The 24,668-nt window shown below is 69.9% G+C and carries 29 protein-coding genes; 18 read left to right on the plus strand and 11 right to left on the minus strand.

Going from position 1 to position 24,668, the window contains the following annotated elements; genetic code table 11:
* The first annotated feature begins 8 nt into the window (after positions 1 to 8).
* Positions 9 to 455, plus strand: coding sequence for a flavodoxin family protein (locus tag RR1_RS17850; protein WP_010837606.1), 447 nt, complete (start codon positions 9 to 11; stop codon positions 453 to 455).
* Positions 452 to 1,696: a winged helix-turn-helix domain-containing protein gene (locus RR1_RS17855; RefSeq protein WP_010837607.1), complete on the plus strand. Its 1,245-nt coding sequence runs from the start codon at positions 452 to 454 to the stop codon at positions 1,694 to 1,696. Before RR1_RS17850 ends, RR1_RS17855 begins: the two co-directional genes overlap by 4 nt.
* Before the next feature lie 13 nt (positions 1,697 to 1,709).
* On the opposite strand, the gene RR1_RS17860 is transcribed toward RR1_RS17855, so the two are convergent.
* The gene (locus tag RR1_RS17860) at positions 1,710 to 2,147 is read right to left on the minus strand and encodes an SRPBCC family protein (protein ID WP_010837608.1); all 438 of its coding nucleotides are present in this window, start codon (positions 2,145 to 2,147) and stop codon (positions 1,710 to 1,712) included.
* A 125-nt stretch (positions 2,148 to 2,272) separates the two neighbouring features.
* Positions 2,273 to 2,848, minus strand: a complete 576-nt coding sequence (locus tag RR1_RS17865; protein ID WP_040772621.1) for a toxin-antitoxin system HicB family antitoxin — start codon at positions 2,846 to 2,848, stop codon at positions 2,273 to 2,275.
* A 144-nt stretch (positions 2,849 to 2,992) separates the two neighbouring features.
* On the opposite strand from RR1_RS17865, the gene thyX reads away from it, so the two are divergent.
* From thyX to RR1_RS17895, 6 genes are all read left to right on the plus strand, one after another.
* Complete coding sequence (gene thyX, locus RR1_RS17870) at positions 2,993 to 3,739, plus strand: FAD-dependent thymidylate synthase (protein WP_010837610.1); 747 nt, start codon at positions 2,993 to 2,995, stop codon at positions 3,737 to 3,739.
* Positions 3,740 to 3,804: 65 nt separating this feature from the next.
* Positions 3,805 to 4,713, plus strand: a complete 909-nt coding sequence (dapA, locus tag RR1_RS17875) for a 4-hydroxy-tetrahydrodipicolinate synthase (RefSeq protein WP_010837611.1) — start codon at positions 3,805 to 3,807, stop codon at positions 4,711 to 4,713.
* Positions 4,710 to 6,695, plus strand: a complete 1,986-nt coding sequence (locus RR1_RS17880) for a ribonuclease J (protein ID WP_040772599.1) — start codon at positions 4,710 to 4,712, stop codon at positions 6,693 to 6,695. Before dapA ends, RR1_RS17880 begins: the two co-directional genes overlap by 4 nt.
* Positions 6,696 to 6,714: 19 nt before the next feature.
* Positions 6,715 to 7,341 (plus strand): TIGR03085 family metal-binding protein, encoded by a 627-nt coding sequence (locus RR1_RS17885; RefSeq protein WP_010837613.1) that lies wholly within the window; start codon positions 6,715 to 6,717, stop codon positions 7,339 to 7,341.
* Positions 7,342 to 7,427: 86 nt separating this feature from the next.
* Complete coding sequence (locus RR1_RS17890; protein WP_040772601.1) at positions 7,428 to 10,073, plus strand: DNA translocase FtsK; 2,646 nt, start codon at positions 7,428 to 7,430, stop codon at positions 10,071 to 10,073.
* A gap of 204 nt (positions 10,074 to 10,277) precedes the next feature.
* Positions 10,278 to 11,330 carry a TerC family protein gene (locus tag RR1_RS17895; protein ID WP_081634117.1) on the plus strand — a complete coding sequence of 351 codons (1,053 nt, stop codon included), beginning with the start codon at positions 10,278 to 10,280 and terminating at the stop codon, positions 11,328 to 11,330.
* A gap of 38 nt (positions 11,331 to 11,368) precedes the next feature.
* Here RR1_RS17895 and RR1_RS17900 read toward each other — a convergent pair whose 3' ends face one another.
* Positions 11,369 to 11,653, minus strand: coding sequence for a YciI family protein (locus RR1_RS17900; protein ID WP_010837617.1), 285 nt, complete (start codon positions 11,651 to 11,653; stop codon positions 11,369 to 11,371).
* 70 nt (positions 11,654 to 11,723) lie between these two features.
* Positions 11,724 to 12,281, minus strand: coding sequence for an amino-acid N-acetyltransferase (locus tag RR1_RS17905; RefSeq protein WP_010837618.1), 558 nt, complete (start codon positions 12,279 to 12,281; stop codon positions 11,724 to 11,726).
* 251 nt (positions 12,282 to 12,532) lie between these two features.
* Between RR1_RS17905 and pgsA the strand changes: the two genes are divergently transcribed.
* The 4 genes from pgsA (at position 12,533) to pspA (ending at position 15,000) form a co-directional block, all read left to right on the plus strand.
* The gene (gene pgsA / locus RR1_RS17910) at positions 12,533 to 13,120 is read left to right on the plus strand and encodes a CDP-diacylglycerol--glycerol-3-phosphate 3-phosphatidyltransferase (protein WP_238558962.1); all 588 of its coding nucleotides are present in this window, start codon (positions 12,533 to 12,535) and stop codon (positions 13,118 to 13,120) included.
* Positions 13,117 to 13,620 (plus strand): CinA family protein, encoded by a 504-nt coding sequence (locus RR1_RS17915; RefSeq protein WP_010837620.1) that lies wholly within the window; start codon positions 13,117 to 13,119, stop codon positions 13,618 to 13,620. Before pgsA ends, RR1_RS17915 begins: the two co-directional genes overlap by 4 nt.
* Before the next feature lie 67 nt (positions 13,621 to 13,687).
* Positions 13,688 to 14,020 (plus strand): helix-turn-helix domain-containing protein, encoded by a 333-nt coding sequence (locus RR1_RS17920; RefSeq protein ID WP_010837621.1) that lies wholly within the window; start codon positions 13,688 to 13,690, stop codon positions 14,018 to 14,020.
* 152 nt (positions 14,021 to 14,172) lie between these two features.
* Positions 14,173 to 15,000, plus strand: a complete 828-nt coding sequence (gene pspA / locus RR1_RS17925; RefSeq protein ID WP_010837622.1) for a phage shock protein PspA — start codon at positions 14,173 to 14,175, stop codon at positions 14,998 to 15,000.
* 85 nt (positions 15,001 to 15,085) lie between these two features.
* Here the strand turns inward: pspA and RR1_RS17930 are convergent, their stop codons facing one another.
* The 3 genes from RR1_RS17930 to RR1_RS17940 are packed head-to-tail and all read right to left on the minus strand — an operon-like array spanning position 15,086 to position 16,964.
* Positions 15,086 to 15,691: an energy-coupling factor transporter transmembrane component T family protein gene (locus tag RR1_RS17930; protein WP_010837623.1), complete on the minus strand. Its 606-nt coding sequence runs from the start codon at positions 15,689 to 15,691 to the stop codon at positions 15,086 to 15,088.
* Positions 15,688 to 16,368 (minus strand): energy-coupling factor ABC transporter ATP-binding protein, encoded by a 681-nt coding sequence (locus tag RR1_RS17935; RefSeq protein WP_010837624.1) that lies wholly within the window; start codon positions 16,366 to 16,368, stop codon positions 15,688 to 15,690. The genes RR1_RS17930 and RR1_RS17935 overlap by 4 nt, the downstream gene beginning before the upstream one ends.
* 8 nt (positions 16,369 to 16,376) lie before the next feature.
* Positions 16,377 to 16,964, minus strand: coding sequence for a biotin transporter BioY (locus RR1_RS17940; RefSeq protein ID WP_040772605.1), 588 nt, complete (start codon positions 16,962 to 16,964; stop codon positions 16,377 to 16,379).
* A gap of 301 nt (positions 16,965 to 17,265) precedes the next feature.
* On the opposite strand from RR1_RS17940, the gene RR1_RS17945 reads away from it, so the two are divergent.
* The 6 genes from RR1_RS17945 to recX all read left to right on the plus strand — a co-directional run bounded on the left by RR1_RS17945 (position 17,266) and on the right by recX (position 21,552).
* Positions 17,266 to 17,448: a hypothetical protein gene (locus RR1_RS17945; RefSeq protein ID WP_010837626.1), complete on the plus strand. Its 183-nt coding sequence runs from the start codon at positions 17,266 to 17,268 to the stop codon at positions 17,446 to 17,448.
* Positions 17,449 to 17,508: 60 nt separating this feature from the next.
* Entirely contained in the window at positions 17,509 to 18,219 is a 711-nt protein-coding gene (locus RR1_RS17950; protein WP_040772608.1) for a PIG-L deacetylase family protein, read from the plus strand.
* A gap of 46 nt (positions 18,220 to 18,265) precedes the next feature.
* Positions 18,266 to 19,420, plus strand: a complete 1,155-nt coding sequence (locus RR1_RS17955) for a glycosyltransferase (protein ID WP_010837628.1) — start codon at positions 18,266 to 18,268, stop codon at positions 19,418 to 19,420.
* A gap of 49 nt (positions 19,421 to 19,469) precedes the next feature.
* The gene (locus RR1_RS17960) at positions 19,470 to 19,664 is read left to right on the plus strand and encodes a DUF3046 domain-containing protein (RefSeq protein ID WP_040772625.1); all 195 of its coding nucleotides are present in this window, start codon (positions 19,470 to 19,472) and stop codon (positions 19,662 to 19,664) included.
* Positions 19,665 to 19,889: 225 nt separating this feature from the next.
* Entirely contained in the window at positions 19,890 to 20,942 is a 1,053-nt protein-coding gene (recA, locus tag RR1_RS17965; protein WP_040772627.1) for a recombinase RecA, read from the plus strand.
* Positions 20,943 to 20,946: 4 nt separating this feature from the next.
* Positions 20,947 to 21,552 carry a recombination regulator RecX gene (gene recX, locus RR1_RS17970; RefSeq protein ID WP_010837631.1) on the plus strand — a complete coding sequence of 202 codons (606 nt, stop codon included), beginning with the start codon at positions 20,947 to 20,949 and terminating at the stop codon, positions 21,550 to 21,552.
* A 33-nt stretch (positions 21,553 to 21,585) separates the two neighbouring features.
* Here recX and RR1_RS17975 read toward each other — a convergent pair whose 3' ends face one another.
* The 4 genes from RR1_RS17975 to RR1_RS17990 all read right to left on the minus strand — a co-directional run bounded on the left by RR1_RS17975 (position 21,586) and on the right by RR1_RS17990 (position 24,649).
* Entirely contained in the window at positions 21,586 to 22,140 is a 555-nt protein-coding gene (locus tag RR1_RS17975; RefSeq protein WP_010837632.1) for a uridine kinase family protein, read from the minus strand.
* Positions 22,141 to 22,159: 19 nt separating this feature from the next.
* Positions 22,160 to 23,047, minus strand: coding sequence for an amino acid ABC transporter permease (locus RR1_RS17980; RefSeq protein ID WP_010837633.1), 888 nt, complete (start codon positions 23,045 to 23,047; stop codon positions 22,160 to 22,162).
* On the minus strand, positions 23,044 to 23,724 hold the full coding sequence (locus RR1_RS17985) for an amino acid ABC transporter permease (protein ID WP_010837634.1): 681 nt from the start codon (positions 23,722 to 23,724) through the stop codon (positions 23,044 to 23,046). The genes RR1_RS17980 and RR1_RS17985 overlap by 4 nt, the downstream gene beginning before the upstream one ends.
* A gap of 91 nt (positions 23,725 to 23,815) precedes the next feature.
* On the minus strand, positions 23,816 to 24,649 hold the full coding sequence (locus RR1_RS17990; RefSeq protein ID WP_010837635.1) for a glutamate ABC transporter substrate-binding protein: 834 nt from the start codon (positions 24,647 to 24,649) through the stop codon (positions 23,816 to 23,818).
* Positions 24,650 to 24,668: the final 19 nt, after the last annotated feature.

Consider the following 24,668-nt stretch of genomic DNA (forward strand, 5'->3'; position numbering starts at 1 on the left):
TCGGGGTCGTGACGACTCTGCTCGTGGTGCACCACACCCCCTCGCCCGGCACGCGTGAGCTGCTCGAAGCGGTTCTGGCGGGCGCCCGTCATCCCGACATCGAGGGTGTCGACGTGCAGGTGCGGCCTGCCCTCTCGGCGACGATCACCGACGTGCTGGGCGCCGACGGCTATCTCTTCGGCACCTCCGCGAACTTCGGCTACATGTCGGGCGCACTCAAGCACTTCTTCGACACGACGTACTACCCGGTGCTCGGTGCGGTGGCGGGCCGCCCCTACGGGCTGTGGGTCCACGGCAACAACGACACCGCCGGTGCCGTGCGGGCCGTGCAGTCGATCACCGCAGGTCTCGAACTGTCGCAGGCGGCCGAGATCCTCGAACTGACCTCGGTCGATGCCGCGGGGCGCGACGCGTGCACCGAGCTCGGTGGCACCCTCGCCGCGACGCTCGCATGAGCGCGATCGGGGCCGCTGCGGCGCGCCGGATCGCCGTCGCCGCACAGGGACTCGACGGCCGCAGCTTCGGCGGAGTCCGGACGGACGCGTCGCCGAAGGCGGTGACGCGCCGAACCCTGGCCTCGGTGGTCGACCGGATCTCGGTCGTCCAGATCGACTCCGTCTCCGCGTTCGTCCGCGCGCACTACATGCCGTTGTTCAGCCGCGTCGGCCACTACGACCGCTCGCTCCTCGACTCCGCGGCGTGGTCACACGATTCCCGCCGCCCGCGCATGCTCGTCGAGTACTGGGCGCACGAGGCCGCGTTCGTGCGGATCGAGGACTGGCCGCTGTTCGCGTGGCGGCGCGAGGAATACCGCTTCGGCCGGTGGCGTGGCCGCCGAGAGGACGCGGCGCAGCGTGCGGCGCTCATGCGCGACGTGCTCGACGTCGTGACGGAGACCGGAGCGGCGAGCGCGGCCGAGATCGAGGCGGCGCTCGGTATCGCCGCACGCGAGAACGTCGGGCCGTGGTGGGATCCGAGCGAGACGAAGGTCGCCTGCGAGGCACTGTTCGCGTCGGGAGCGCTCGCCGTCGATCGCCGCGTCGGATTCGTCCGTCACTACGATCTCGCCGAGCGCGTCGTCCCCGCCGAGGTGCTCGCGCGACGAGTCGACGAGCCCGATGCGATCCGCGCGCTCGTGGAGCGCTCCGCACGAGCGCTGGGCATCGCGACGGAGCCCGATCTGCGCGACTACTTCCGGCTTCCGGCGGCCGTCTCACGCCGCGCGGTCGCCGAACTCGTCGACGCCGGCGTCCTCGCCCCCGTCGAGGTCGAGGGCTGGGACCGCCCCGCCTATCTCCATCACGACGCGAAACGGCCACGGATCGCGTCGGGCACGGCGCTGCTCAGCCCGTTCGATCCGCTCGTGTTCTTTCGTCCACGTGCCGAACGGATCTTCGGATTCCGCTATCGCCTCGAGATCTACACGCCCGAGGCCGCGCGCGTGCACGGCTACTACGTCTGCCCGTTCCTCATGGACGGCGAACTCGTCGCGCGGGTCGACCTGTCCAGCGACCGCCGGAGCGGTGTCCTGCACGTGAAGTCGGCCTTCGCCGAACCGGGACGCGATCCGGTGGCCGTCGCACACGCGCTCGCGGAACGGCTGGGCGCCACTGCACGCTGGCTGGGCCTCGATGCCGTCCGCGTCGCCGAACGAGGCGATCTCGCAGCCGATCTCGCGAAGGCCGTCGCCGCCTGAGGTCGATCTGCGGTCAGTGCTCCTCGACGAACTTCGTGAGGCCCTTGCTCGCAGTCTCGAGGGCGACCTTCTGGCCCTTCTTGACGAGGAATCCCGGGAGTGGGATCTTCGGATCGACCGTCAGCTCGAACTCGACCGACGTTCCCCCGGATTCGGTGGGGGCGAGGCGGTATCGCCCGTCCTGCGTGTTCTGCTGGCCGCTCTCGACGAGCGTCCACGCGATCTCGTCGTCGCCGACGAAGGAGTACTCGACGACCTGCTCGTCGTTGATGCCGAGGATCGACACGTTCATCCGGACGCGGTGCGGCCGTCCGTCGTCGTGCGTGGACTCGATCGTCACCTTCTTGTGGGTGGACGACCACTCCGGCAGCCGGTCGACGTCGGCGAGTGCCTTCATGACGGTCGCCGGCTCCGCCGCGATCTCGAACTGCTTGCTACCCGATACGGCCACTGTGTCCCCTCCTCGAATCGCCGGTGACCTCGATTCCCACGTCGAGAATCGATCCTCCGGAGAAAAGTCTCATGACGGCTGCAAGTACACCACGACCGGCGAGGGGGTACCGGGAGCGCGGTCGCTCACGCTCCGCCGTCGTCGCGGCGATCGGTGTCGTCGGCGGTGCGCCCCGGCTCGGACGTGCCGCCGTCGCCGGGCGACTCCGTCCGTTCGGACTCGGTACGGCGGACGTCGCCGGGGAACCCGCCGGGACGCTGCGTGCTGCGGCGCATCTGATCGCGCAGCGCGCCCTGGACGGCCTGCGACAGCCACGAGTTGAGCGATACACCGTTCTGCGACGCGGCTTCTTCGGCGCGCGACTTGAGCTGTTCCATCAGGCGCAGCGAGACGCGGCTGATCTCACCGCTCATGTTGTCGAACGCCGCCGACACGTCGACGGGATCGGTGGGGGGTGCATCGGAGGAGCGGACCTCGGCGACGATGCGGTCGCCGTCGAGCCGAACTCCGACGGAACGGTCGGGGAGTCGGTCGTCGATCTCGGAGGCGAGTTCCGTCGCGACCGAGAGGATCGTCATTCGGGCGGCGGGCACGATCGCTTCGGCGAGTGCTGCCGCGATCTGCTGGGTGCGTTCGTCGCCGAGGGCGGCAGCGGACACGAGGTCGTTGCGGAGCCGGGCGACGTGATCGTCGATGTTCATGATCTCCACGGTACATACCGTGGCGTCATGGTGATGTCACGATGACGCCACGGTCCGGCGGCCGGTGGCGTCACGCGAGCGCCGACGGCGCGCGACCCGGCCGCCGGGCTATACAGTGGTCGGTCCAGACGAAGGGGCCTGCTCATGCACGCGGTACCACTCGAGGTGCGCCTGATCGCCCGCACCGAGTTCCTCCCGCCGGACGACGTCCCGTGGTCGACCGATGCCGACGGCGGCGAGGCGCTCTCGGAGTTCGCGGGCCGCGCCTGCTACCAGAGCTGGTCCAAGCCGAACCCCCGGACGGCGTCCAACGCCGACTACCTCCGGCACCTGCTCGCCGTCGGGCACGACTCCGTCCTCGAGCACGCGAGCGCGTCCTTCTACATCACCGGCATGTCGCGATCGTGCACTCACGAACTGATCCGCCACCGGCACCTCTCCTTCTCACAGCTGTCGCAGCGATTCGTCCGTGACGATCAGGCGGCCGTCGTCGTGCCGCCGGCGATCGCGGGCGACGCCGTGCTCGAAGCGCTCTTCGAGAAGGCCACCACCGCTGCGCACGACGCCTACCGCGAACTGCTCGACGCGCTCGAGGAGGCACTCGGCGACGACGTCGCGCCCGCGCTACGCGGCCGGCTCACCCGGCAGGCCGCCCGCGCCGTACTGCCGAACGCGACGGAGACCCGGGTCGTCGCGAGCGGGAACTACCGCGCGTGGCGGCATTTCGTCGCGATGCGCGCCACTCCGCACGCCGACCTCGAGATCAGGCGGGTCGCGATCGCGGTGCTCCGGGAGCTGCAGACGCTCGCACCCAGCGTGTTCGGCGATTTCGTGATCGAGCGCGACGGGGACGGCACGGAGACCGCGACGAGCGAGTTCGGCGACATGTGATCGAGTCGGATTCGTGAAGCCGAGCCGCGTCGTTCGCCGCCGGACGACCGGGTAGCCTTCTGACCATGACCTACGGTGATCTCGTCCCTCCTGTCGAATGTCCTTTCGGCACGGTGTCCACCGCCATGGTGACGCCGTTCTCCGCGGACGGGAAACTCGACATCGACGCGGGCGTGCAGCTGGCGGTTCACCTGGTCGACAACGGCTGTGACGGACTGGTTCTCGCGGGTACGACGGGCGAGTCGCCCACGACCACCGAGAACGAGAAGCTCGATCTGCTGCGTGCCGTCATCTCGGCGGTCGGCGATCGCGCGCGCATCATCGCGGGTGCGGGCAGCAACGACACCGCGCACAGCGTGGAACTCGCCCGCGACGCCGCACGCGCGGGCGCACACGGCCTGCTCGTCGTCACCCCGTACTACTCGCGTCCGCCGCAGGCGGGCCTCTACGCCCACTTCACCGCCGTCGCGGACGCGACGGACCTGCCCGTCATGCTGTACGACATTCCGCCGCGCTCGGTCGTCCCGATCGAGACCGACACGATCCGCCGGCTCGCCGAGAACCCGCGGATCGTCGCCGTCAAGGACGCCAAGGGCGATCTCAACGCCGGTGGCGAGCTGATCGCGACGACGGACCTGCTGTTCTATTCGGGCGACGACCCACTCAACCTGCCGTGGCTCGCGGTCGGTGCCGCGGGCTTCGTCAGCGTGATCGGCCACCTCGTCCCGAACCGGCTGCGCGAGTTGCACACCGCGTTCATGGAGGGTGATCTCGCCCGTGCCCGTGCGATCAACCTCAGCCTCGTTCCCGTCATCCGGTCGGTGGCCCGGCTCGGTGGCGTCAGCGCGTCGAAGGCCGGTCTCCGTCTGATCGGCATCGACGTGGGCGAACCTCGCCTGCCGCAAGTCGCTCCGACCAACGAGCAGATCGACCTGCTCGCCGCCGAACTCCACGCCGCGGGGGTGCTGTCGTGACCACACCGAATCGTCGCAGGAGCTCGCGCCGTCCCGCGGGACCGCCCGAGGTCGCTCCCGAGGCACCCGCTGTGGCCGAGACACCGGCACCGGCACCGGCTGCCGCCGAGACACCCGCTGCAGAGCCGGCGGCGCGTCCGCAGCGCGACAGCGGCCGGGAGAAGGCCTCGCGCGGTCCCGTGAAGGCATCGTCCGCGAAGACCGGGGCATCGCAGGGCGGTGGTTCGCGATCGGGCCGTCGCTCGCGGAAGTCGGGCGGCTCGGCTCCGGTCCCCGTCGCGGATCCCTACGACCGGCTCGGAGCTCCGCCGAAGGCTCCCTTCAAGGGGCTGCGCGTCGCCGCACTCGGTGGCATCAGCGAGATCGGCCGCAACATGACGGTCTTCGAGCATCAGGGCAAGCTGCTCATCGTCGACTGCGGTGTGCTCTTCCCGGAGGACCAGCAGCCGGGCGTCGACCTCATCCTCCCGGACTTCCGGTGGATCGAGGATCGCATCGCGGACGTCGAGGCCCTCGTCCTCACTCACGGCCACGAGGATCACATCGGTGCCGTGCCGTTCCTGCTGCGACTGCGTCCGGACATTCCGGTCGTCGGCTCGAAGTTCACGCTCGCCCTGGTCGCGGCCAAGGCCCGTGAGCACCGGCAGCGGCCGACGCTCGTCGAGGTCCGCGAGGGACAGCGGACCCAGCACGGCCCGTTCGAACTCGAGTACTTCGCCGTCAACCACTCGATTCCCGACGCGATCGCCGTGGCGATCCGCACCGAGGCCGGAATCGCGCTCCACACCGGCGACATCAAACTCGACCAGTTGCCACTCGACGGCAGGCTCACCGACCTCGCCGGGTTCTCGCGCCTCGGCGACGAGGGCGTCGATCTGTTCCTCGTCGATTCGACGAACGCCGAGGTCCCCGGATTCGTGACGCCGGAACGCGAGATCGGTGGCGTCCTCGACACCGTGATCGGCAAGGCGCGCCAGCGCGTCATCGTCGCGTCGTTCGCGTCGCATGTCCACCGCATCCAGCAGGTCGTCGACGTCGCGCATCGCTACGGAAGGCGCGTCGCGTTCGTCGGGCGCTCGATGGTCCGGAACATGCAGATCGCGCAGGACCTCGGCTACCTGAACGTCCCCGACGGGCTCGTCGTCGACATCGACACCGCGGCCTCGATGCCCGACGACAAGGTCGTGCTCGTCTCGACGGGCTCGCAGGGCGAGCCGCTCTCGGCGCTGTCGCGGATGGCGCGCGGTGAGCACCGGCAGATCAACGTCCGTGCCGACGACCTCGTCGTGCTCGCGTCGTCACTGATCCCGGGCAACGAGAACTCGGTGTTCGCCGTCGTCAACGGGCTCGCACGACGTGGTGCGACCGTCGTGACGCAGCAGAACGCGAAGGTCCACGTGTCGGGTCACGCGTCGGCGGGTGAGCTGTTGTACCTGTACAACGCGGTGCGGCCGACCAACGCGATGCCGGTGCACGGCGAGTGGCGGCACCTACGCGCCAACGCCGCGCTCGCGGAGGCCACAGGCGTGCCCGCCGACCGGATCGTGCTCGCCGAGAACGGCGTCGTCGTCGACATGGTCGACGGCCTCGCCGAGATCGTCGGCCGGGTGCCCGTCGGGCACGTCTACGTCGACGGCCTCTCCGTCGGCGACGTCGGCGACTCGACGCTGTCGGACCGGCTCGTGCTGGGGGAGGGCGGTTTCATCGCGATCACGCTGGTGGTCGACGAGGACACCGGACGCGCCGTGGGCACCCCCGAGGTGTCGGGTCGAGGCTTCTCCGACGATCCGACGGCGCTCAAGGAGGCCGCGCGGCTCGTCGAGGTCGAGCTCGAGCGGCTCGCGAGCGAGGGTGTCAACGACACGCACCGCATCGCGCAGTCGATTCGCCGGATCGTCGGCCGCTGGGTGGCCGATACGTACCGTCGCCGCCCGATGATCGTCCCGACCGTGATGGCGGTTCCTTCGGGCGACGGGGCATGATCGGCGTTACCGTCGTGCGGTGACCTACGCACAGGACGAACGCCACGCCCTCGTCGACACGATGAGGCAGGTGGGCCCGGAGGCGCCCACGCTCTGCGACGGATGGGACGCGCGTGATCTCGCGGCGCATCTCGTCGTGCGGGAGCGGCGTCTCGACGCCGCCCCCGGCATTCTGCTCCCGCCGTTGGCCGGGCACACCGAGCGGATCCGGCGCGAGTACGCGGAGCACTCGTGGGAGGACCTGCTGGGCGACGTGCGCAGCGGCCCGCCCGTGTGGTCGCCGTTCCGGGTGCTCGACTCCGTCGCGAACGTCGCGGAGATGTTCGTGCACCACGAGGACGTGCGGCGCGCCCAGGACGACTGGACCCGCCGCGAGCTCACGGACGAGCAGGCCGACACGTTGTGGCGGCTCGCGCGCACCGCCGGCATGCGCAGCTACCGGCGTGCCCCCGTGTCGGTGGTGCTCGCGCGCCCCGGCGGCGACACCGCGACCGTGCATCGCTCCCGGACGCCGCGCACCGTCACGCTGACCGGTGAGCCGTCGGAACTGCTGCTCCACGCGTTCGGCCGGGACCGCGTCGACCTCGACGTATCCGGCGAACCGGACGACGTCGCGGCGATCCACGCACTCGATCGGGGACTGTGACGGGAGGGGCCCGCGAGACACTCGACACCGAGCGGGACGGGTGTTGCAGATGGTCCCGATGGTGCCGAAGCGGCTAACCTGAGCCCATGGCTGGTAAGACGAGCGCGCGGAACTCCAAGTCGTCGTCCCGATCCGGGACGGCGTCCGGTGCGCGCTCGTCGGCCGCCCGCGGGGGCACCGCAGGCAAGGGGTCGAGAACGACGAGGACCGTCACGACGCCGCGCAAGCCCACCGCCGCACGCACTGCCCCGGCACGCTCCCGGCCCGCGCCCAAACGCAGGTCCGGAGGCCCGGCGGCGGCGATCGGCCGCGGCGCGGGAGCCGTCTGGAACGTCGCTGCACGGGCCGTGGGCGGGACGGCGCGAGCGGTCGGCCGGGCCGGCGACATCGAGCCCGGACACCGGCGGGACGGGATCGCACTCGCGCTCGTCGCGATCGGCGTCGTGCTCGGCGGCAGTGTGTGGTTCACGGTCGGCGGCCCGGTGGGCGAGGGGATCGAGACCGGGGTGCGCGCGGTGTTCGGAAGCGCCTCGGTGCTGCTGCCGACGCTGCTCGTCGTCGTCGCGATCGTGCTCATGCGGACCGAGGCGAAGCCCGAGATCAGGCCGCGACTCGTGCTCGGCTCGCTGCTGGTCGGGCTGCCCGTCCTGGGGCTGTGGCATCTCGCGCTCGGGCAACCGGAGGACGCCGAGGGCCGCACGACCGCAGCCGGATTCGTCGGCTACGCCGTCGCGGGCCCGCTGACACACGGCCTGACGGAGTGGATCTCGGTGCCGCTGCTGCTCATCGCGGCGGCGTTCGGCGTCCTGCTGCTGACCGGCACGACCGTCCGCGAAGTGCCCGACATGCTGCGCGCGCACTTCGGATTCGGCCGCGGGCACTACGACGAGTACGGCGACGACGGCTCGTACGACCCCACGCTCTTCGACGCCGACGGATACCCGCTGCACGAAGCGGGCCGCAGCCCGCACGACAACTACCCGACGGACGAGTTCGTCCGGGACTCGCGCACCGAGGTCATCGGCGTGTTCGACGACGCGCCCGCCGCGGGCGACGAGCCCACGACCGCCCTCGCGCAGCCCGCCGCGCAGGAGAAGCCGGCCCAGCAGGAGAAGGCGAGGCGCACCCGGAAGAAGGCGAAGCCCGCTCCGGAACCGGCACCCGAGCCCGAGCAGCCGCCGCTGCCCGATCTCGACGCCGACAGCGCGTTCCTCACCGGCGACGACGCCGCCGGCGACTACACCCTGCCGCCCGCGTCGTTGCTCGTGGAGGGCGATCCCCCGAAGACCCGCAGCTCCGCGAACGACGCGATGATCGAGGCCATCACCGAGGTCCTCGAACAGTTCAAGATCGACGCCGCCGTCACGGGCTTCACGCGCGGCCCGACGGTGACGCGCTACGAGGTCGAACTCGGCCCCGGCGTCAAGGTCGAGAAGATCACGGCGCTCGCCCGCAACATCGCGTACGCCGTCGCCACCGACAACGTCCGGCTGCTCGCCCCGATCCCCGGCAAATCCGCCGTCGGCATCGAGGTCCCGAACTCGGACCGCGAGATGGTGCGGCTCGCCGACGTGCTCGGCGCGTCGTCGACCCGCCGCGATCGGCATCCCCTCGTCATCGGCCTCGGCAAGGACATCGAGGGCGATTTCGTGAGCGCGAACCTCGCGAAGATGCCGCACCTGCTCGTCGCGGGTTCGACCGGCTCGGGCAAGTCGAGCTTCGTCAACTCGATGCTCGTCTCGCTGCTCACGCGCGCGACGCCGGAGCAGGTTCGCATGATCCTCATCGACCCCAAGATGGTCGAGCTGACCCCGTACGAGGGGATCCCGCACCTGATCACCCCCATCATCACGCAGCCGAAGAAGGCGGCGGCCGCGCTCGCGTGGCTGGTGGAGGAGATGGAACAGCGGTACATGGACATGCAGGCCAACCGCGTCCGCCACATCGACGACTTCAACACCAAGGTGCGCTCGGGCGAGATCACGGCGCCGCTCGGCAGCGAGCGGGTGTACCGACCGTACCCGTACATCCTTGCGATCGTCGACGAGCTCGCGGACCTCATGATGACGGCACCTCGCGACGTCGAGGACGCGATCGTCCGGATCACCCAGAAGGCGCGCGCTGCGGGAATCCATCTCGTACTCGCGACGCAGCGGCCGTCGGTCGACGTCGTCACCGGCCTGATCAAGACGAACGTGCCGTCACGGCTCGCGTTCGCGACGAGCTCGCTCACGGACTCGCGGGTCATTCTCGATCAGCCGGGTGCCGAGAAGCTGATCGGCATGGGCGACGGGCTGTTCCTGCCGATGGGCGCCGGCAAGCCGACGCGACTGCAGGGTGCGTTCATCACCGACGAGGAGATCTCGGCGGTCGTCGACTTCACGAAGAACCAGGCCGACCCCGAGTACACCGAGGGCGTCACGTCGGCGAAGGCCGGCGAGAAGAAGGACGTCGACCCGGACATCGGCGACGACATGGACGTGTTCCTCCAGGCCGTCGAACTGGTGGTGTCGAGCCAGTTCGGATCGACCTCGATGCTGCAGCGCAAGCTGCGCGTCGGCTTCGCGAAAGCGGGCAGGCTCATGGATCTCATGGAGACACGCGAAATCGTCGGTCCGAGCGAAGGATCCAAGGCGCGCGACGTCCTCGTCAAGCCGGACGAACTCGACGGGCTGCTGTGGTCGATCAAGGGTGGCGATCCGGCCGACGCGCCCGAGTCCGACGCTCCCTGACGGCCCGCCACTGCCCCGCACCTGGCGTTTTGCGGAATGCTCCGCGGGTTGTGGTTGAATTGCCCGCAGTGGAGGGGAGTATCCCCGGTATCCGCGAGAGCTTCGTCAACACGATCGGCAACGGCGCCGATCCGGAGCGCTCGGCCCGGCACACGGGTGGGAGAGACCTCCGGTAACGATCTATGTTCACCGGAGGTTCTGCTCGTGCACGTTTCCCTGTGGGTCTGGATCATCACGATCGCCGTGGTGCTCGGATTCTTCGTCTTCGACTTCTTCGCGCACGTGCGCACGCCGCACGCACCGTCGCTGCGCGAGTCCGGCTTCTGGTCGGCCTTCTACATCGGCATCTCGATCATCTTCGGCTTCATCGTGCTGTGGATCTGGGGCCCGACCTTCGGCGGTGAGTTCTTCGCCGGATACGTGACCGAGAAGGCGCTGTCCGTCGACAACCTCTTCGTCTTCGTCATCATCATGGCGAGCTTCCAGGTGCCGCGCGAGTACCAGCAGAAGGTTCTGCTCATCGGCATCGTCATGGCCCTCGGTATGCGCGGCATCTTCATCGCGCTCGGCGCCGCGGCGATCGACCGCTACAGCTGGGTGTTCTACCTCTTCGGCGTGTTCCTGCTGTTCACGGCCGTCAAGCTGATTCGTGACGAGGCGAAGGACGAGGATCCCGCCGAGCAGCAGGAGAGCCGGATCATCAGGCTGGTCCGGAAGGTGCTGCCGACGACGGAGGAGTACCACGGCGATCGGCTCGTCGTGAAGATCTCCGGCAAGCGGTTCGTCACGCCGCTGTTGCTCGCGCTCGTCGCGATCGGCTTCACCGACCTGCTCTTCGCGCTCGATTCGATCCCCGCGATCTACGGCCTGACCCAGGAGCCCTACCTGGTGTTCACCGCGAACGCCTTCGCGCTGATGGGCTTGCGGCAGCTGTACTTCCTCATCGGCGGTCTGCTCGAGCGGCTCGTCTACCTGTCCTACGGCCTGTCGCTCATCCTCGCGTTCATCGGCGTCAAGCTCGTGCTGCACGCTCTGCACGAGAACACGCTGTGGTTCCTCAACGACGGCGAACCGATCCACGGCGTTCCCGAGGTCTCCACGACCCTCTCGCTCACCGTGATCATCGGTGTCCTCGTCGTGACGACGGTCGCGAGCCTCATCAGGACGCGCGGACGTGGTGCCGGCGGCGGCGACGCCCCGAAGCTCGCCCAGCCCGAGCGCGACCCGGGCAGCGACCGGGAGTCCGCGGAGAACTGACACCCGGCGGTGACTCGCGGCTGCCGCCGCGAGTCGGCCTACTCGGCGAGGACGCCGAGCACGGGCGTCCATTCGGCGAGGCGCATGCTCGCGACGAGGCCCGCGGTGGCGAACGGATCGTGCTCCAGCACGGACCGCACCGCGGCCTCGTCGTCGCCGCGCAGCAGCAGGACGGCGCCGCTGCCGTCGGCGAGCGGGCCCGTGGACACGACCACACCCTCCTCGACGAGGCCCGACAGCCAGCTGCGGTGATCGGGGCGTACCCGATCGCGGTCGGCGGCCTGCTCGGGGGCGTACGAGTAGTGGACGACGAAGATCGGCATCGAGGGACTCCGTTCGAGTTCGGGTGACGGCGGGCTCGGTCGGCGGCCGGCGTCGTCGGAGGGGCGATCGTCAGAGGGTCAACAGCATGCGGGTGTTGCCGAGCGTGTTCGGCTTGACGTAGCTCAGATCGAGGAACTCGGCGACGCCGGCGTCGTAGGAGCGGCACATCTCCGCGTAGACCTCGGCGGTGACGGGCGTCCCGTCGATCTCGACGAAACCGTGCCGGGTGAAGAAGTCGACCTCGAAGGTGAGGACGAAGACGCGTGAGAGCCCCAGATCGCGGGCGACGTCCACGAGCGTCTCGACGAGCAGGTGTCCCGCGCCGCGGCCACGCACGATGGGATCGACCGCGACCGTCCTGACCTCGCCGAGATCGGCCCACAGGACGTGCAGCGCGCCGCACCCGACGACAGCGCCCTCGTGCTCCGCCACCCAGAACTCCTGCACCGCCTCGTACAGCGTCACGAGGTTCTTCTCGAGCAGGATGCGGCCCGAATAGATGTCGACGAGCCGCTTGATGTCGGGAACGTCCGACGTGCGTGCGCGTCGCACGACGATGCCCCGAGCCTCGGCGGGTGCAGCAGGTTCGTGCGGTGTCCGGTTCGGGTCCGAGGGGGACGGGGTCATGCGGTGAACATTAGCCCTCCCCTCAACGGATACTCTGGGCACATGTGTGTCGACCTCCGATCCGCCCCGTGTCCGCAGGTGCGGTGTCTCGCGACGGTGACCGGATGAGCGGCACCCGCGACGAGCACGGCGGCCACGAGACGGCGGATCCGCGCACCGCGCAGCACGCCGTGACGTCCCGCGGCGAGCCGGTGACGCTCGATCCCGCCGAGACGCCGGTTCCGTTGCTCAACATCGCGAACGTCCTCACGATGCTGCGTATCGCGCTCGTGCCGGTCTTCCTCGCCCTCCTCTTCGCGGGGGACGGCCACGAGGGGCCGTGGCGGATGTGGGCGTTCGTGGTGTTCGCGGTCGCGGCCGTCACCGACCGGATCGACGGTCAGCTCGCGCGACGGCACGGGCTCGTGACCGACTTCGGCAAGATCGCCGACCCGATCGCCGACAAGGCACTGATGGGTTCGGCGCTCGTCGGCCTGTCGGCGCTGGGCGACCTGCCGTGGTGGGTCACCGTCGTCATCCTCGCGCGTGAGCTCGGTATCACGGCGCTGCGCTTCGCGGTGCTCCGTCACGCCGTGATCCCGGCGGGCAGGGGCGGCAAGCTCAAGACCCTCGTGCAGACGTTCGCGATCGGCCTGTTCGTTCTGCCGCTGCCGGACGTCGCGGCCTTCCACGTGATCGCCTGGATACTCATGGGCGCCGCGGTCGTGCTCACCGTCGCGACGGGGCTCGACTACGTCGTGCAGGCGATCCGGCTGCGTGCCGGCGTGCACCGCGTCGAGGCCGGTGACGAGCCGGAACGCTCGCGGGGCGACGCTCCGGCGTCGGATTCGCGGACGTGACCGACCCGCTGCTCGGCGCCGTCCCGGCAGCCTCCGACGTCGTGGCGGCGCTGACCCGTGACGGCGCGACCGTCGCGGCGGCCGAGTCGCTCACCGCCGGACTGCTGACGGCGACCCTGGCCTCCGTGCCGGGTGCGAGCGCCGTCCTGCGCGGCGGCCTCGTGGTGTACGCGACCGACCTCAAGGCGTCGCTCGCGGGTGTCGAGGCCGACGCGCTCGCGGCGGACGGCCCCGTCGCGGAGTCCGCGGCCCGTGCCCTCGCGACGGGGGCGCGCGAGCGGTGCGGTGCACACTGGGGTGTCGGCACGACCGGCGTCGCCGGGCCGGATCCGCAGGACGGGCATCCGGTGGGGACGGTCTTCGTCGCCGTCGCGGGGCCGGACGACGTCGTGGTGCGGCGGCTCGCGCTGGACGGCTCGCGGTGGCAGATTCGTATCGGAACCGTCTCGTGTGCCGTGTCGATGCTCCTCGACCGCATGCTGGGCGGCGGCGCACGATAAGGTCGGGAACCAATCGGTCTCGTACTCTCGTTGTATGGAGACAGGTGCCGGACGAAGGAGGACCGAAATGGCGCTGTTGTTGCGGGAAGCACTCGGCGAAAGTCTCCGGCGGACTCGCGTCGCGCAGAGCCGCACGCTTCGCGAGGTGTCCAACACCGCGCGCGTGAGCCTGGGGTACCTGTCCGAAGTCGAACGGGGGCGCAAGGAAGCGTCGAGCGAGTTGCTCGCCGCGATCTGCGAAGCACTCGACGTGCCGCTCTCGGACGTGCTCGTCGACGTGAGCGAGAATCTCGCGACCGTTCCGGTCGAGCGCGCCGCCGACGAGGTCGCGGTCGGTATCGACCGGGACACCCGGGTCGTCATTCCGCAGCCGTCCGCTCGCGCCCTCGCCGCGGCCTGACGGTCGACGTACTCACATCGTGGAAACCCCGGTCCTGTCGTGGCAGGGGATGGTCGGCGCGGAGGGGAGCGCCGGCAGTGTCGGATGCGTGACGGTCGCGCATCGACGGTCGCGAGTATCGCGGCGGAACAGATGGAGGCAGGAACACACCCATGGCTAATCCGTTCGTCAAGGGCTGGAAGTACCTCATGGCGCTCTTCAACTCGAAGATCGACGAGAACGCCGACCCCAAGGTGCAGATCCAGCAGGCCATCGAGGACGCGCAGCGCCAGCATCAGGCGCTCTCGCAGCAGGCCGCGTCGGTGATCGGCAACCAGCGTCAGCTCGAGATGAAGCTCAGCCGCCAGCTCGACGAGGTGGAGAAGCTCAACGCGAACGCCCGCCAGGCCGTCACTCTCGCCGAGCAGGCGCAGGCTGCGGGCGACTCGGACAAGGCCGTCCAGTACACCAACGCGGCCGAGGCGTTCGCGGCTCAGCTCGTGACGGCCGAACAGAACGTCGAGGACCTCAAGACCCTCCACGATCAGTCCCTGCAGGCTGCCGCGCAGGCGAAGAAGGCCGTCGAGCAGAACGCGATGACGCTGCAGTCGAAGGTCGCCGAGCGCACCAAGCTGCTGAGCCAGCTCGAGCAGGCCAAGATGCAGGAGCAGGTCAGCGCGTCGCTGCAGTCGATGGACAGCACGCTGTCGGCGCCCGGCAACACGCCGAGCCTCGACGCCGTCCGCGACAAGATCGAGAAGCGCTACGCGACGGCGCTCGGTTCGGCCGAGCTCGCGCAGAACTCGGTCAACGGCCGCATGATGGAGGTCCAGCAGGCGAGCGTGCAGCTCGCGGGCCACAGCCGCCTCGAGCAGATCAGGGCGTCGATGAAGGGTGACGCGCTGCCCGCCGGTGGCGCCTCGAACCAGCAGTCGGAGGCCCCCGCGCAGCCGGCGCAGCCCGCACAACCGCAGCAGCCGGAGAAGCCCGCCGAGAGCTGATCCCGCACATCACGTACGAACGCCGCCGGCCGAGTCCATCGAGGACTCGGCCGGCGGCGTTCGTGATGTGGTGGCGGGTCAGTGGTCAGTCGTCGAGGCCGCGGGCGGCGAGTGCGTCGCCCATCGCGTCGGCCGTCGTGAGCGTCCCGACGACGACGGGAACGACGAGCGCGCGCAGCGAGAAGCCGAGACCTCGTGCGCGGCGCGCCTCGTTCACCTGCCGGACGATGTCGGCGACGAGCGGAATCGCCCGGACCGTCATCGCGAGCACGAGTCCTGCGCGTTCGGGATCGACGCCGATCCGGCGCAGCGGCCGTAGCCACCGCACGATGGTGTCGAGCATGTCGGACAGCCGCGTCGTGAGGCTCACCAGTGCGGCGAGCGCAACGGCGACGAGGATCACCCCGCACACGACGATCGCGCGCGCGAGCCCGGTGAACACGATCTGGAAGACGCCGACGACGAGCAGCATCCACACGACCGGCCGCAGCTGCCGCATCGCGACACCGAACGGGATACGGGCGACGGCGAACGCGGCGACCACGAGCACGGCGGGCACGACGAGATCCACTGGCCGGCGCACGAGCAGTGTCACCGCGACGACCGCGACCACGAGCGCGATCAGCTTGACGCCGGGCACGGCGCGGTGGAGGAGCGAATCGCCGGGACGATGGACGCCGAGTGTGCTCACGCCACCGACTCGCGGTAGCGGCGGATCGTCTCGCGCGGCGCGCCGTCGGCGACGATCCGCCCGTCCTGCACGAGCAGCGCGCGGTCGAAGTCCTCGATCAGCTCGAGGTCGTGGGTGACGACGACGGGTTGCTGCGGCAGCCGCGCGAAGCGTTCGGCGATGATCCGGCTGTTGCGGAGGTCGAGCAGGGTCGTCGGCTCGTCGGCGACGACGACGTCCGGCTCGGTCACCAGAACGGCGGCGAGTGCGAGCAGCTGCTTCTGGCCGCCCGACAGCAGGTGCGCGGGGTGGTCGGCGTGATCGGCGAGGCCGAACTCGGCGAGCACCGACGTGACGCGGTCGCGACGTTCGGCGCGGCCGAGATCGCTGCGCCTGAGCGAGAACTCGATGTCCTCGCTCACCGTCGGCATCACGATCTGCCGATCGGGGTCGGTGAAGACGAACCCGACACGTCTGCGGACGTGCCGACCGGACCTGCGCGTGTCGAGATCGTCGACGAGGACGTGGCCCTCGCTCGGGACGACGAGCCCGTTGATCATGCGCGCGAGGGTGGACTTGCCGCTGCCGTTCGCGCCGACGACGGCGATCCGGTGCTCGGTGAGGGTCGTCGTGACTTCGTCGAGCACGACGCGCTCACCGTAGGCGTGCCGGACGCCGCGGAACTCGATCCGGGGCACGGCGCGAATCAGCCCGCGGCCGGGGCGGGGGAGACGCGATGCGCGAGCAGAGCGGGATAGGCCTTGTGGACCTGCACGGCGACGAGTGCCGTCACGACGGCCTTGACGACGTCACCCGGCAGGAACGGCGCGTTCGCGGTGATCGCGGCCCACAGCGTGAGGTCGGTGCGCAGCATCATTCCCACGATGCCGAAGGCGTAGAGCACCACGACGCCGCCGAGGAGGTTGATCGCGACGCCGCCGGTGACCCGATAGCGGGGCAGCATCCGGGTGGTGAGCCAGCCGATGACGATCACTGCGGGAAGCCAGCCGACGAGGAAGCCGGCGGTGGGGGAGGCGAGCGAGGTGAGCGTCGTGCGTCCGCCCGCGAGGACGGGCAGCACGAGGCCGATCGCCATGACGGTGAGGATCGCGAACGAGCCCTTGCGGGCGCCGAGGAGCGCGCCCGCCATCATGACGCCGAGCGACTGCAGCGTGATCGGTACGCCGGACGATCCCACGGCGATGGTGCCCGGCAGGCCGAGCGCGATGACGAATGCCGCGAAGACCGCGATCTGTGCGAGATCGCGCGCGGAGAGACGACGGGAGGACGCCACGATGTACCACTTTCTGTGCAATGCAGTTCCCTGCACGTCCGGTGCACTGCGGTTCTGCAATGCCGTGCGGAGAATGCGCCGAGCCCGCCGAGTGTACGTCACCGGGCGCCGTGGACCAGGGGCTCGTGCGAGTGCCACCGGGGCTCGGGGTGTGCCCTGATCTTTCCCCCATTCGGGCCTCCGCCTCATGACGTGGCGCGTCTCGTCTGACAGTCTCGAAGGGAGAAACGGACATGCTGGACGACGAACGACACGGCAGCGGGCGGTTGTACGCGACGCGGCTCTACAGGAGGCACCGGAAATGATCTGGAAGGTTCTACTCGCGATCGTCGCACTGTGGGTCGTGATCTCGGTCGCAGGCGCACTGCTCGGCGCGGTGCTCGAAGGCGTGTTCTGGCTCGTCGCGATCGGTGCCCTCGCCGGCGGCGGGTACCTGCTCGTCAAGGCGCTGTCGAAGGATCGCGACACCACATCGCTGCACTGAGCGAGGTCCGCGCGGCGGAATCCCCGTGCGGCGGGGCGCGCGGTGGAAGGCTCGGTGAGCATGGACCCGATTCCCGAGGACTGGCGGACGGCGGTCGTGATCGTCGCGCATCCCGACGACATCGAGTACGGCGCCGCAGCGGCCGTCGCGCGGTGGACGGCGCAGGGCAAGGACGTTCGGTACGTTCTCGCCACGAGCGGTGAGGCCGGTATCGCCGGGCTTCCCCCGGAACGGTCGAAGCCCGTTCGTGAGGAGGAACAACGCCGTTCGGCCGCCGTCGTCGGGGTGTCGCAGGTCGAGTTCCTCGGTCATCCCGACGGACGGCTCGTGAGCGGTACCGCGTTGCGTCGCGACCTCGCGGCGGCGATCCGCCGGCACCGGCCCGACGTCGTCGTCACGGCGCACTTCGGTGACACGTGGTCCCGTGGCCGCGCGAACAGTGCCGATCATCGTGTGCTCGGCCGCGCCGCACTCGACGCGGTGTCCGACGCCGCGAACGAATGGATCTTTCCCGAACTCGCGGAACTGCCGGCGTGGGACGGCGTGCGTTTCGTCGCGGTCGCCGCGCCCGACGCGAGCCACGCCGTCGACGTCACGGGCTACACCGACGTCGCGGCGCGATCGCTCGCCGAGCACGCGCGGTATCTGGCGGCGCTGTCCGACACGCCCGTCGACGTCCAGGCCCGTGAACAGGTCGACACCGTCACCGCGCCGCGCGACGGATTCTCCGCCGAGCGGGCCGTCGCCTTCGAGGTCTACTGGTTCACGTGATCTCCGTGGCTGCGCGCGGCCGCTCGCCGTGTGACACGCTGTCTCGGTGCGCATCGCCCTCGTCGCCGGACCCGATGCCGGACATGCCTTCCCGGCGACGGCGCTCGCACTGCGGTTCGCGGCGAACGGCGACGAGCCCGTGCTGTTCACCGGGACGTCACGGCTGGACGGCGCACGCGAGGCGGGCGTCGACGCGCGGCTGCTGCCCGGTCTCGCGCCGCGCCCCGAGGACGACGATCTCGATGCCGGTGCCCGGATCCACGAGCGCGCCGCGCACATCGCCACCTGCCTGCTGCCCGAACTCGACGCCGTCCGTCCCGACCTCGTCGTCTCCGACGTCCTCACGGCGGGCGGCGGCCTGGCGGCCGAGATGCGGTCGATTCCGTGGGTCGAACTCTCGCCGCACTCGCTCTATCTCCCGTCGCGCGGGTTGCCGCCGATCGGCAGCGGTCTCGCGCGCGGTACCGGCGTGCGGGGCCGTGTACGCGACGTGATCCTGCGTGCGGCGACCGGCCGATCGGTGCGCAGGGGACTGCGGCAGCGCGGCGCGGCGCGGCAGTCGATCGGCCTGCCGCGGCGCGATCCGGGCCCGGCGGCCCGGCTGATCGCGACGTTGCCGGCGCTCGAGGTCGACCGCCCCGACTGGCCGCCGAACACCGAGATCGTCGGGCCGTTGCTGTGGGAACCGACGAGCGCCGTGGTCGCGCCGCCGGCGGGGGATCGGCCGCTCGTGATGGTCGCACCGTCGACCGCCGTGACGGGCGCCGTGGGGATGCTCGAGGCATCGATCGAAGGATTGCAGGGCGAGGGAGTCGCGCTGATCGCGTCGCTGCTCGAGTCCGCGCTGCCGCCCGGGGCCCCGGAGTGGGTGACCGGAGGGCTGGGCCGGCAGGACGTCATGCTCGCCGACGCCGACGTCGTGGTGTGCGGCGGCGGTCACGGGATGCTCGCGAAGGCGCTCGCGCACGGCGTCCCCGCGGTCGTCGTGCCGGGCGGCGGCGACCAGTGGGAGCTCGCGAATCGTGCGGCGCGGCAGGGGAGCGCGGTCGTGGTGCGTCCGGTGGGCCCGGACGCGATCCGGGACGCGGTACGCGCGGTGCTCCGGGATCCGCGGCATCGGGAGGCCGCCGCGGCTGCCGGTGCCTCGGCGGCGGCCGTCGCGGATCCGGTGGCGGTGTGCCACGCCGCCGTCCGTCGGTGAGCGCCGCTGCGGTGGGTGCCGTGGCCGGGCGATGGGTACGGTGGGGCTCGTGCGACTGACCGAGTTCCACGAATGGGTCCGCGACGAGTTCGGGGAGATGCGCGGCGAGGTGCTGCTCTCCGATCACGTCATGGCGTCGCTGGGTGGACGCACTCCCGGCCAGGCGATCGAGGCCGGTGAGGATCCGCGGGACGTGTGGCGTCGGCTGTGCGAGGAGTTCGACGTTCCCCGCGACCGCAGCTGACGGCGGTCGCCCGTGGCGGCTGTCCCCGTGACCCGATGCGGCGTGTCGGAGCCCCGATCCCGAATCTCGAACATCTGTTCGGCTATGCTGGTGCCCGGTCGACGAGGCCGCCACGGTGCATCCAGCTTGTCGGTGGGTCGCTCTACTGTGTGCCGCAGACCGAACACGACCGGAACATCCGTGACGCGAAACGTCGCGCGACTCGAGAAAGCGATGGGGATCACGATGGCTGCACAGGCACACGACAGGGACAAGGCCCTCGATCTGGCACTGGCGCAGATCGACAAGAGCTTCGGCAAGGGCTCGGTGATGCGGCTCGGCGAGGGCGTGCGGCAGCCGATCGCGGTGATTCCCACGGGCTCCATCGCGCTCGACGTCGCACTCGGCATCGGCGGTCTGCCGCGCGGCCGCGTCGTCGAGATCTACGGCCCGGAGTCCTCGGGTAAGACCACCGTCGCGCTCCACGCCGTCGCGAACGCCCAGGCCAACGGCGGCATCGCGGCGTTCATCGACGCCGAGCACGCGCTCGACCCCGATTACGCGCAGAAGCTCGGCGTCGACACCGACGCGCTGCTGGTCTCGCAGCCCGACACCGGTGAGCAGGCACTCGAGATCGCCGACATGCTGATCCGCTCGGGCGCACTCGACATTCTCGTCGTCGACTCGGTCGCCGCGCTCGTGCCTCGCGCCGAGATCGAGGGCGAGATGGGCGACAGCCACGTCGGCCTCCAGGCCCGGCTCATGAGCCAGGCGCTGCGCAAGATGACCGGCGCCCTCTCGAGCTCGGGAACGACCGCGATCTTCATCAACCAGTTGCGCGAGAAGATCGGCGTCATGTTCGGCTCGCCCGAGACGACGACCGGCGGCAAGGCCCTGAAGTTCTACTCGTCGGTCCGAATGGACGTCCGCCGTATCGAGACGCTCAAGGACGGCTCGGACGCCGTCGGCAACCGCACGCGCGTCAAGGTCGTCAAGAACAAGGTCGCTCCGCCGTTCAAGCAGGCCGAGTTCGACATCCTCTACGGCCAGGGAATCAGCAAGGAGGGCTCGCTGGTCGACATGGGCGTCGAGCACGGCTTCATCCGCAAGTCCGGCTCGTGGTACACGTACGAGGGCGATCAGCTCGGCCAGGGCAAGGAGAACGCCCGCAAGTTCCTCCTCGAGAACACCGACATCCGCGACGAGATCGAGAAGAAGATCAAGGAGAAGCTCGGTGTCGGCGCGGACGTGACCGCCGCGACGGACGAGAACGCGGCCGAGAAGCCGGTCGAGTTCTGATCGGATGATGCGAGGGTCGGCCGGGCGCCGCGAGGGTGGCGGCTCAGGCTCGGGAACTGCTGGTTCGGGCGGCGCACGCTCTCGCGGTGCAGCGGCCGGCGACGGGGGCACCGAGGCGCAGGCGAAGGACTATTGCCTGCGCCTGCTCGCCGATCGGGCTCGCAGTCGAGCAGAACTCGCCGGCAAACTCGACGGCCGGGGATTCGCGCCGGAGACCGCGCGAGCGGCCCTCGACCGGCTGACCGAGCTCGGTCTCGTCGACGACACCGCCTTCGCTCAGCAGTGGGTGCAGTCGCGACACACTCATTCGGGTCGGGGAAAACGGGCTCTCGCAGTCGAACTCCGGCGCAAGGGTATCGACGACGACATCGCCGCGGACGCTCTCGACGCCATCGAGCCCGAGGACGAACGCGCGCGGGCCACCGATCTCGTCACCCACAAGCTGCGCTCCACGCGGATCCGCGACGACGCCGAGCGGGAGAAGGTGCGGCGCAGGCTCGTCGGCATGCTCGCGCGCCGCGGGTTCCCGTCGTCGATGGCCTACGCTGTCGTCGCCGAGCACCTCCCTGGAGTCGAGGAGGAGTTCGCAGGGGATCTCGACGGCGAGTGAACTTCGGCGGCGAGCGAGTAGGGACCGGCCGGTTCAGCCGAGCGGATTCGCTGCGTCACCGACGACGAGATCGGCCCACTCCCACGGCCTCTCGTCGCCGTAGAGCACCGACTCGTCGTGTGCCCACCGCTGTACGTGTTCCCGGTGGGCCGGCCAGTCGGCACGGGCGCGCAGCCGCCGCACTCGCTCCTCGGCGGGAACCGACAGCCACACGACGTACGAGTACAGCTCGCGCCAGGCACGGCGTGCGCTTCCGCATCCTTCGACGAGGATCGTCCCGTGCGGCGGCAGCTTGTGCCACTCCGCGAACTCACCGCGCTCCCAGTCGAATCGACGCCACCGGGCGGGCCGCCCGGCGTCCAGCGGGGCGAGGATCGCGTCGTGTAGCCGGGCGCCCGACGCGATGAGGTCGTCCCATCCCGCATACAGATCGTCCATGTGGACGACGGCCGCGTCGAGCAGCGGCGCGAGATCGTGCGCCAGCCGGGTCTTCCCGCTTCCGGAACGACCGTCGATCGCGACGACACGCGCACCGGCGCGGCCGTGAGGCCGGGCGCCGATGCGCGTAGCGAGTGCCCTGACGTCCACCGTCGAGACTTCGGGCGGGTCAGGTGCGCCGGTCGGTGAGATCCATGCCGGGCACCGCGACGTCGGTGGGGGCCTGAGTCGGGGCGGCGCCGCGTCCGCGGGTGCGCAGCCGCTTCTCGACCCACGTCGCGAGTGCGGTGAGCGCGCTGTTGAGCGCGATCATGATCGCGGCGACGACGAGCAGGGCCGGGAGGTAGTTGCCGTAGAAGGCGCCGACCTGCTGGCCGGAGCGGACGACCTCGACGTAGCCGATGATGTAGCCGAGCGCGGAGTCCTTCAGCGCGACGACCATCTGGGAGATGATCGCGGGGAGCATCGCCGTGACGGCCTGCGGCAACAGGATCGTCGCCATGACCTGGCTCTTGCGCATGCCGAGTGCGTAGGCGGCCTCGGACTGTCCCTTCGGGAGCGACTTGATGCCGGCACGGACGATCTCGGCGATGACCGAGCCGTTGTAGAGCGTCAGGCCGGTGACGACCGCCGCGAGTGCCAGGTAGCGAGACTGGAAAACCTGGTACTCGGCGAAGACCTGATACGTGAAGATCATGAGGATCAGGACGGGGATCGCGCGGAAGAGTTCGACGACGGCGCCGCAGAACCACCGGATCGCGGCGTGATCGGAGAGCCGGCCGATCCCGAACACGAAGCCGAGGATCAGGGCGAAGACGATCGAGAGCGCGGCGGCGACGATCGTTCCCTGGATACCGGGAATCAGGTACGTCGACCACGTGCTCGACTCGAGGAACGGCTCCCACTTGTCCGCAGTGAGCTGGCCCTTGTCGTCGAGGGCCGTGTAGACGAGGAAGCCGACGGCGACGAGCAGCAGCGCTGCCACACCCGAGGCGGCCCGGTAGACCGCGCGCGCCTTGGGGCCCGGCGCGTCGTACAGAACGGTCGCTGAACTCATCGGGCAACCTCGAATCGCTTGCTCAGGTAGCCGAAGAGCAGGCCCATCGGCAGGGTCAGGATCACGAAGCCGAGGGCGAAGATGCCACCGACGACGAAGATCGCGGCTTCGTTCTCGATCATCGTCTTCATGAGGAACGACGCCTCGGCGACGCCGATGACCGACGCGATCGTCGTGTTCTTCGTCAGTGCGATGAGCACGCTGCCGAGCGGTGCGAGAACCGCGCGGAAGGCCTGCGGCAGAACCACGAGGCGGAGGTTCTGCGAGAACGTCAGGCCGAGCGACCGCCCCGCCTCGGACTGGCCGACGTTGACCGTGTTGATGCCCGACCGCAGCGACTCGCACACGAATGCCGCGGTGTACACCGCGAGGCCGAGGACCGCGAGCCGGAAGTTGTTGTCGGCCAGGAAGGTCGGCGACGTCTCCTGCGCGAGGGCGACACCCATCGTCTGGTACAGCCCGAACGAGCAGAAGATGATGATCAGGGTGAGGGGGGTGTTACGGAAGATCGTGACGTACGTCGCCGCGATCGCACGCGCGACCGGCACCGGCGAGACCCGCATCGCTGCGAGCACCGTTCCGATCACGAGCGCACCGAGCGCGGACAGCGCCGTCAGTTTGATCGTCATCCAGAAGACGTCGATCAGCTGATCGCCGTATTTGTCGAGTAGGTTCACGAACCCTCTCCTGATCAGGGTGGGGCGGGACGATTCCGCCGATCACGTTCCGTTCGTGGCGGAGGTGATCGGCGGAACCGTGGGGGAATCGTCAGTAGCGGTCGACCGTGGGCGGAGTCGGCAGTGCGTAGCCCGACGCGCCGACGGTCTCCTCGAAGGCGGCCTCCCACGAGCCGTCGGAGATCATCTCGTCGATGGCGTCGTTGATGGTGCCGCGGGTCTCGTCGTCACCCTTCGCGAGGCCGATGCCGTAGCGCTCCTCGGTGAAGGGCTCGCCGACGACCTTGAGCTCGCCGGGGTACTGCGCGGCGTAGCCGGCGAGGATGATGTCGTCGGTGGTGACGGCATCGACCGAGCCGTTGCGGAGCGCCTCGACGCAGGCCGAGTAGGTGTCGTACGGCTGAAGCTGCACGTCGCCGGCGTAGTTGTCGAGGATGTTCTGGGCGGGAGTCGAGCCCGTCACCGAGCACAGCCGCTTGCCGCCGCTGAGCGACTCGGGGCCGGTGATGTCCGTGTTGTCCTCACGAACGAGCAGCGACTGTCCGGCCACGAAGTACGGGCCCGCGAAGTCGACCTTCTCCTTGCGGGCGTCGGTGATCGAGTACGTCGCGACGACGTAGTCGACCTCGCCGTTCTGGATCAGCGTCTCGCGCTGCGCGGAAGGTGCTTCCTTCCACTCGATGTTCTCCGGTGCGACGCCGAGCTTGTCGGCGACGTACTTCGCGACCTCGACGTCGAAACCGGTGAAACTGCCGTCCGGGGTGCGCAGGCCGAGGCCCGGCTGGTCGAACTTGATGCCGACGGTGAGGTTGCCCTCCGCAGCGCTCTGTGTGGCGCTGCGCTCCTCGTCGCCACCACACGCCGTGGCGACGGCGGCCAGGGCGAGCGCGGCGACGGCCGTCCGGACCGTTCGTGTGATCCTCATCGAGTTCCCTTCGTTGTGG

It is taken from the genome of Rhodococcus rhodnii NBRC 100604, assembly GCF_001894925.1.
Classification (GTDB): domain Bacteria; phylum Actinomycetota; class Actinomycetes; order Mycobacteriales; family Mycobacteriaceae; genus Rhodococcus_F; species Rhodococcus_F rhodnii.

Excerpts from the sequence above, each read along its gene's own strand:
- RR1_RS17855 (WP_010837607.1), top strand. The coding sequence starts at position 452 with ATGAGCGCGATCGGGGCCGCTGCGGCGCGCCGGATCGCCGTCGCCGCA.
- RR1_RS17865 (WP_040772621.1), bottom strand. The coding sequence starts at position 2,848 with ATGAACATCGACGATCACGTCGCCCGGCTCCGCAACGACCTCGTGTCC.
- thyX (WP_010837610.1), top strand. The coding sequence starts at position 2,993 with ATGCACGCGGTACCACTCGAGGTGCGCCTGATCGCCCGCACCGAGTTC.
- dapA (WP_010837611.1), top strand. The coding sequence starts at position 3,805 with ATGACCTACGGTGATCTCGTCCCTCCTGTCGAATGTCCTTTCGGCACG.
- RR1_RS17890 (WP_040772601.1), top strand. The coding sequence starts at position 7,428 with ATGGCTGGTAAGACGAGCGCGCGGAACTCCAAGTCGTCGTCCCGATCC.
- RR1_RS17900 (WP_010837617.1), bottom strand. The coding sequence starts at position 11,653 with ATGCCGATCTTCGTCGTCCACTACTCGTACGCCCCCGAGCAGGCCGCC.
- RR1_RS17905 (WP_010837618.1), bottom strand. The coding sequence starts at position 12,281 with ATGACCCCGTCCCCCTCGGACCCGAACCGGACACCGCACGAACCTGCT.
- pgsA (WP_238558962.1), top strand. The coding sequence starts at position 12,533 with ATGCTGCGTATCGCGCTCGTGCCGGTCTTCCTCGCCCTCCTCTTCGCG.
- RR1_RS17920 (WP_010837621.1), top strand. The coding sequence starts at position 13,688 with ATGGCGCTGTTGTTGCGGGAAGCACTCGGCGAAAGTCTCCGGCGGACT.
- pspA (WP_010837622.1), top strand. The coding sequence starts at position 14,173 with ATGGCTAATCCGTTCGTCAAGGGCTGGAAGTACCTCATGGCGCTCTTC.
- RR1_RS17945 (WP_010837626.1), top strand. The coding sequence starts at position 17,266 with ATGATCTGGAAGGTTCTACTCGCGATCGTCGCACTGTGGGTCGTGATC.
- RR1_RS17950 (WP_040772608.1), top strand. The coding sequence starts at position 17,509 with ATGGACCCGATTCCCGAGGACTGGCGGACGGCGGTCGTGATCGTCGCG.
- recA (WP_040772627.1), top strand. The coding sequence starts at position 19,890 with ATGGCTGCACAGGCACACGACAGGGACAAGGCCCTCGATCTGGCACTG.
- recX (WP_010837631.1), top strand. The coding sequence starts at position 20,947 with ATGATGCGAGGGTCGGCCGGGCGCCGCGAGGGTGGCGGCTCAGGCTCG.
- RR1_RS17980 (WP_010837633.1), bottom strand. The coding sequence starts at position 23,047 with ATGAGTTCAGCGACCGTTCTGTACGACGCGCCGGGCCCCAAGGCGCGC.
- RR1_RS17990 (WP_010837635.1), bottom strand. The coding sequence starts at position 24,649 with ATGAGGATCACACGAACGGTCCGGACGGCCGTCGCCGCGCTCGCCCTG.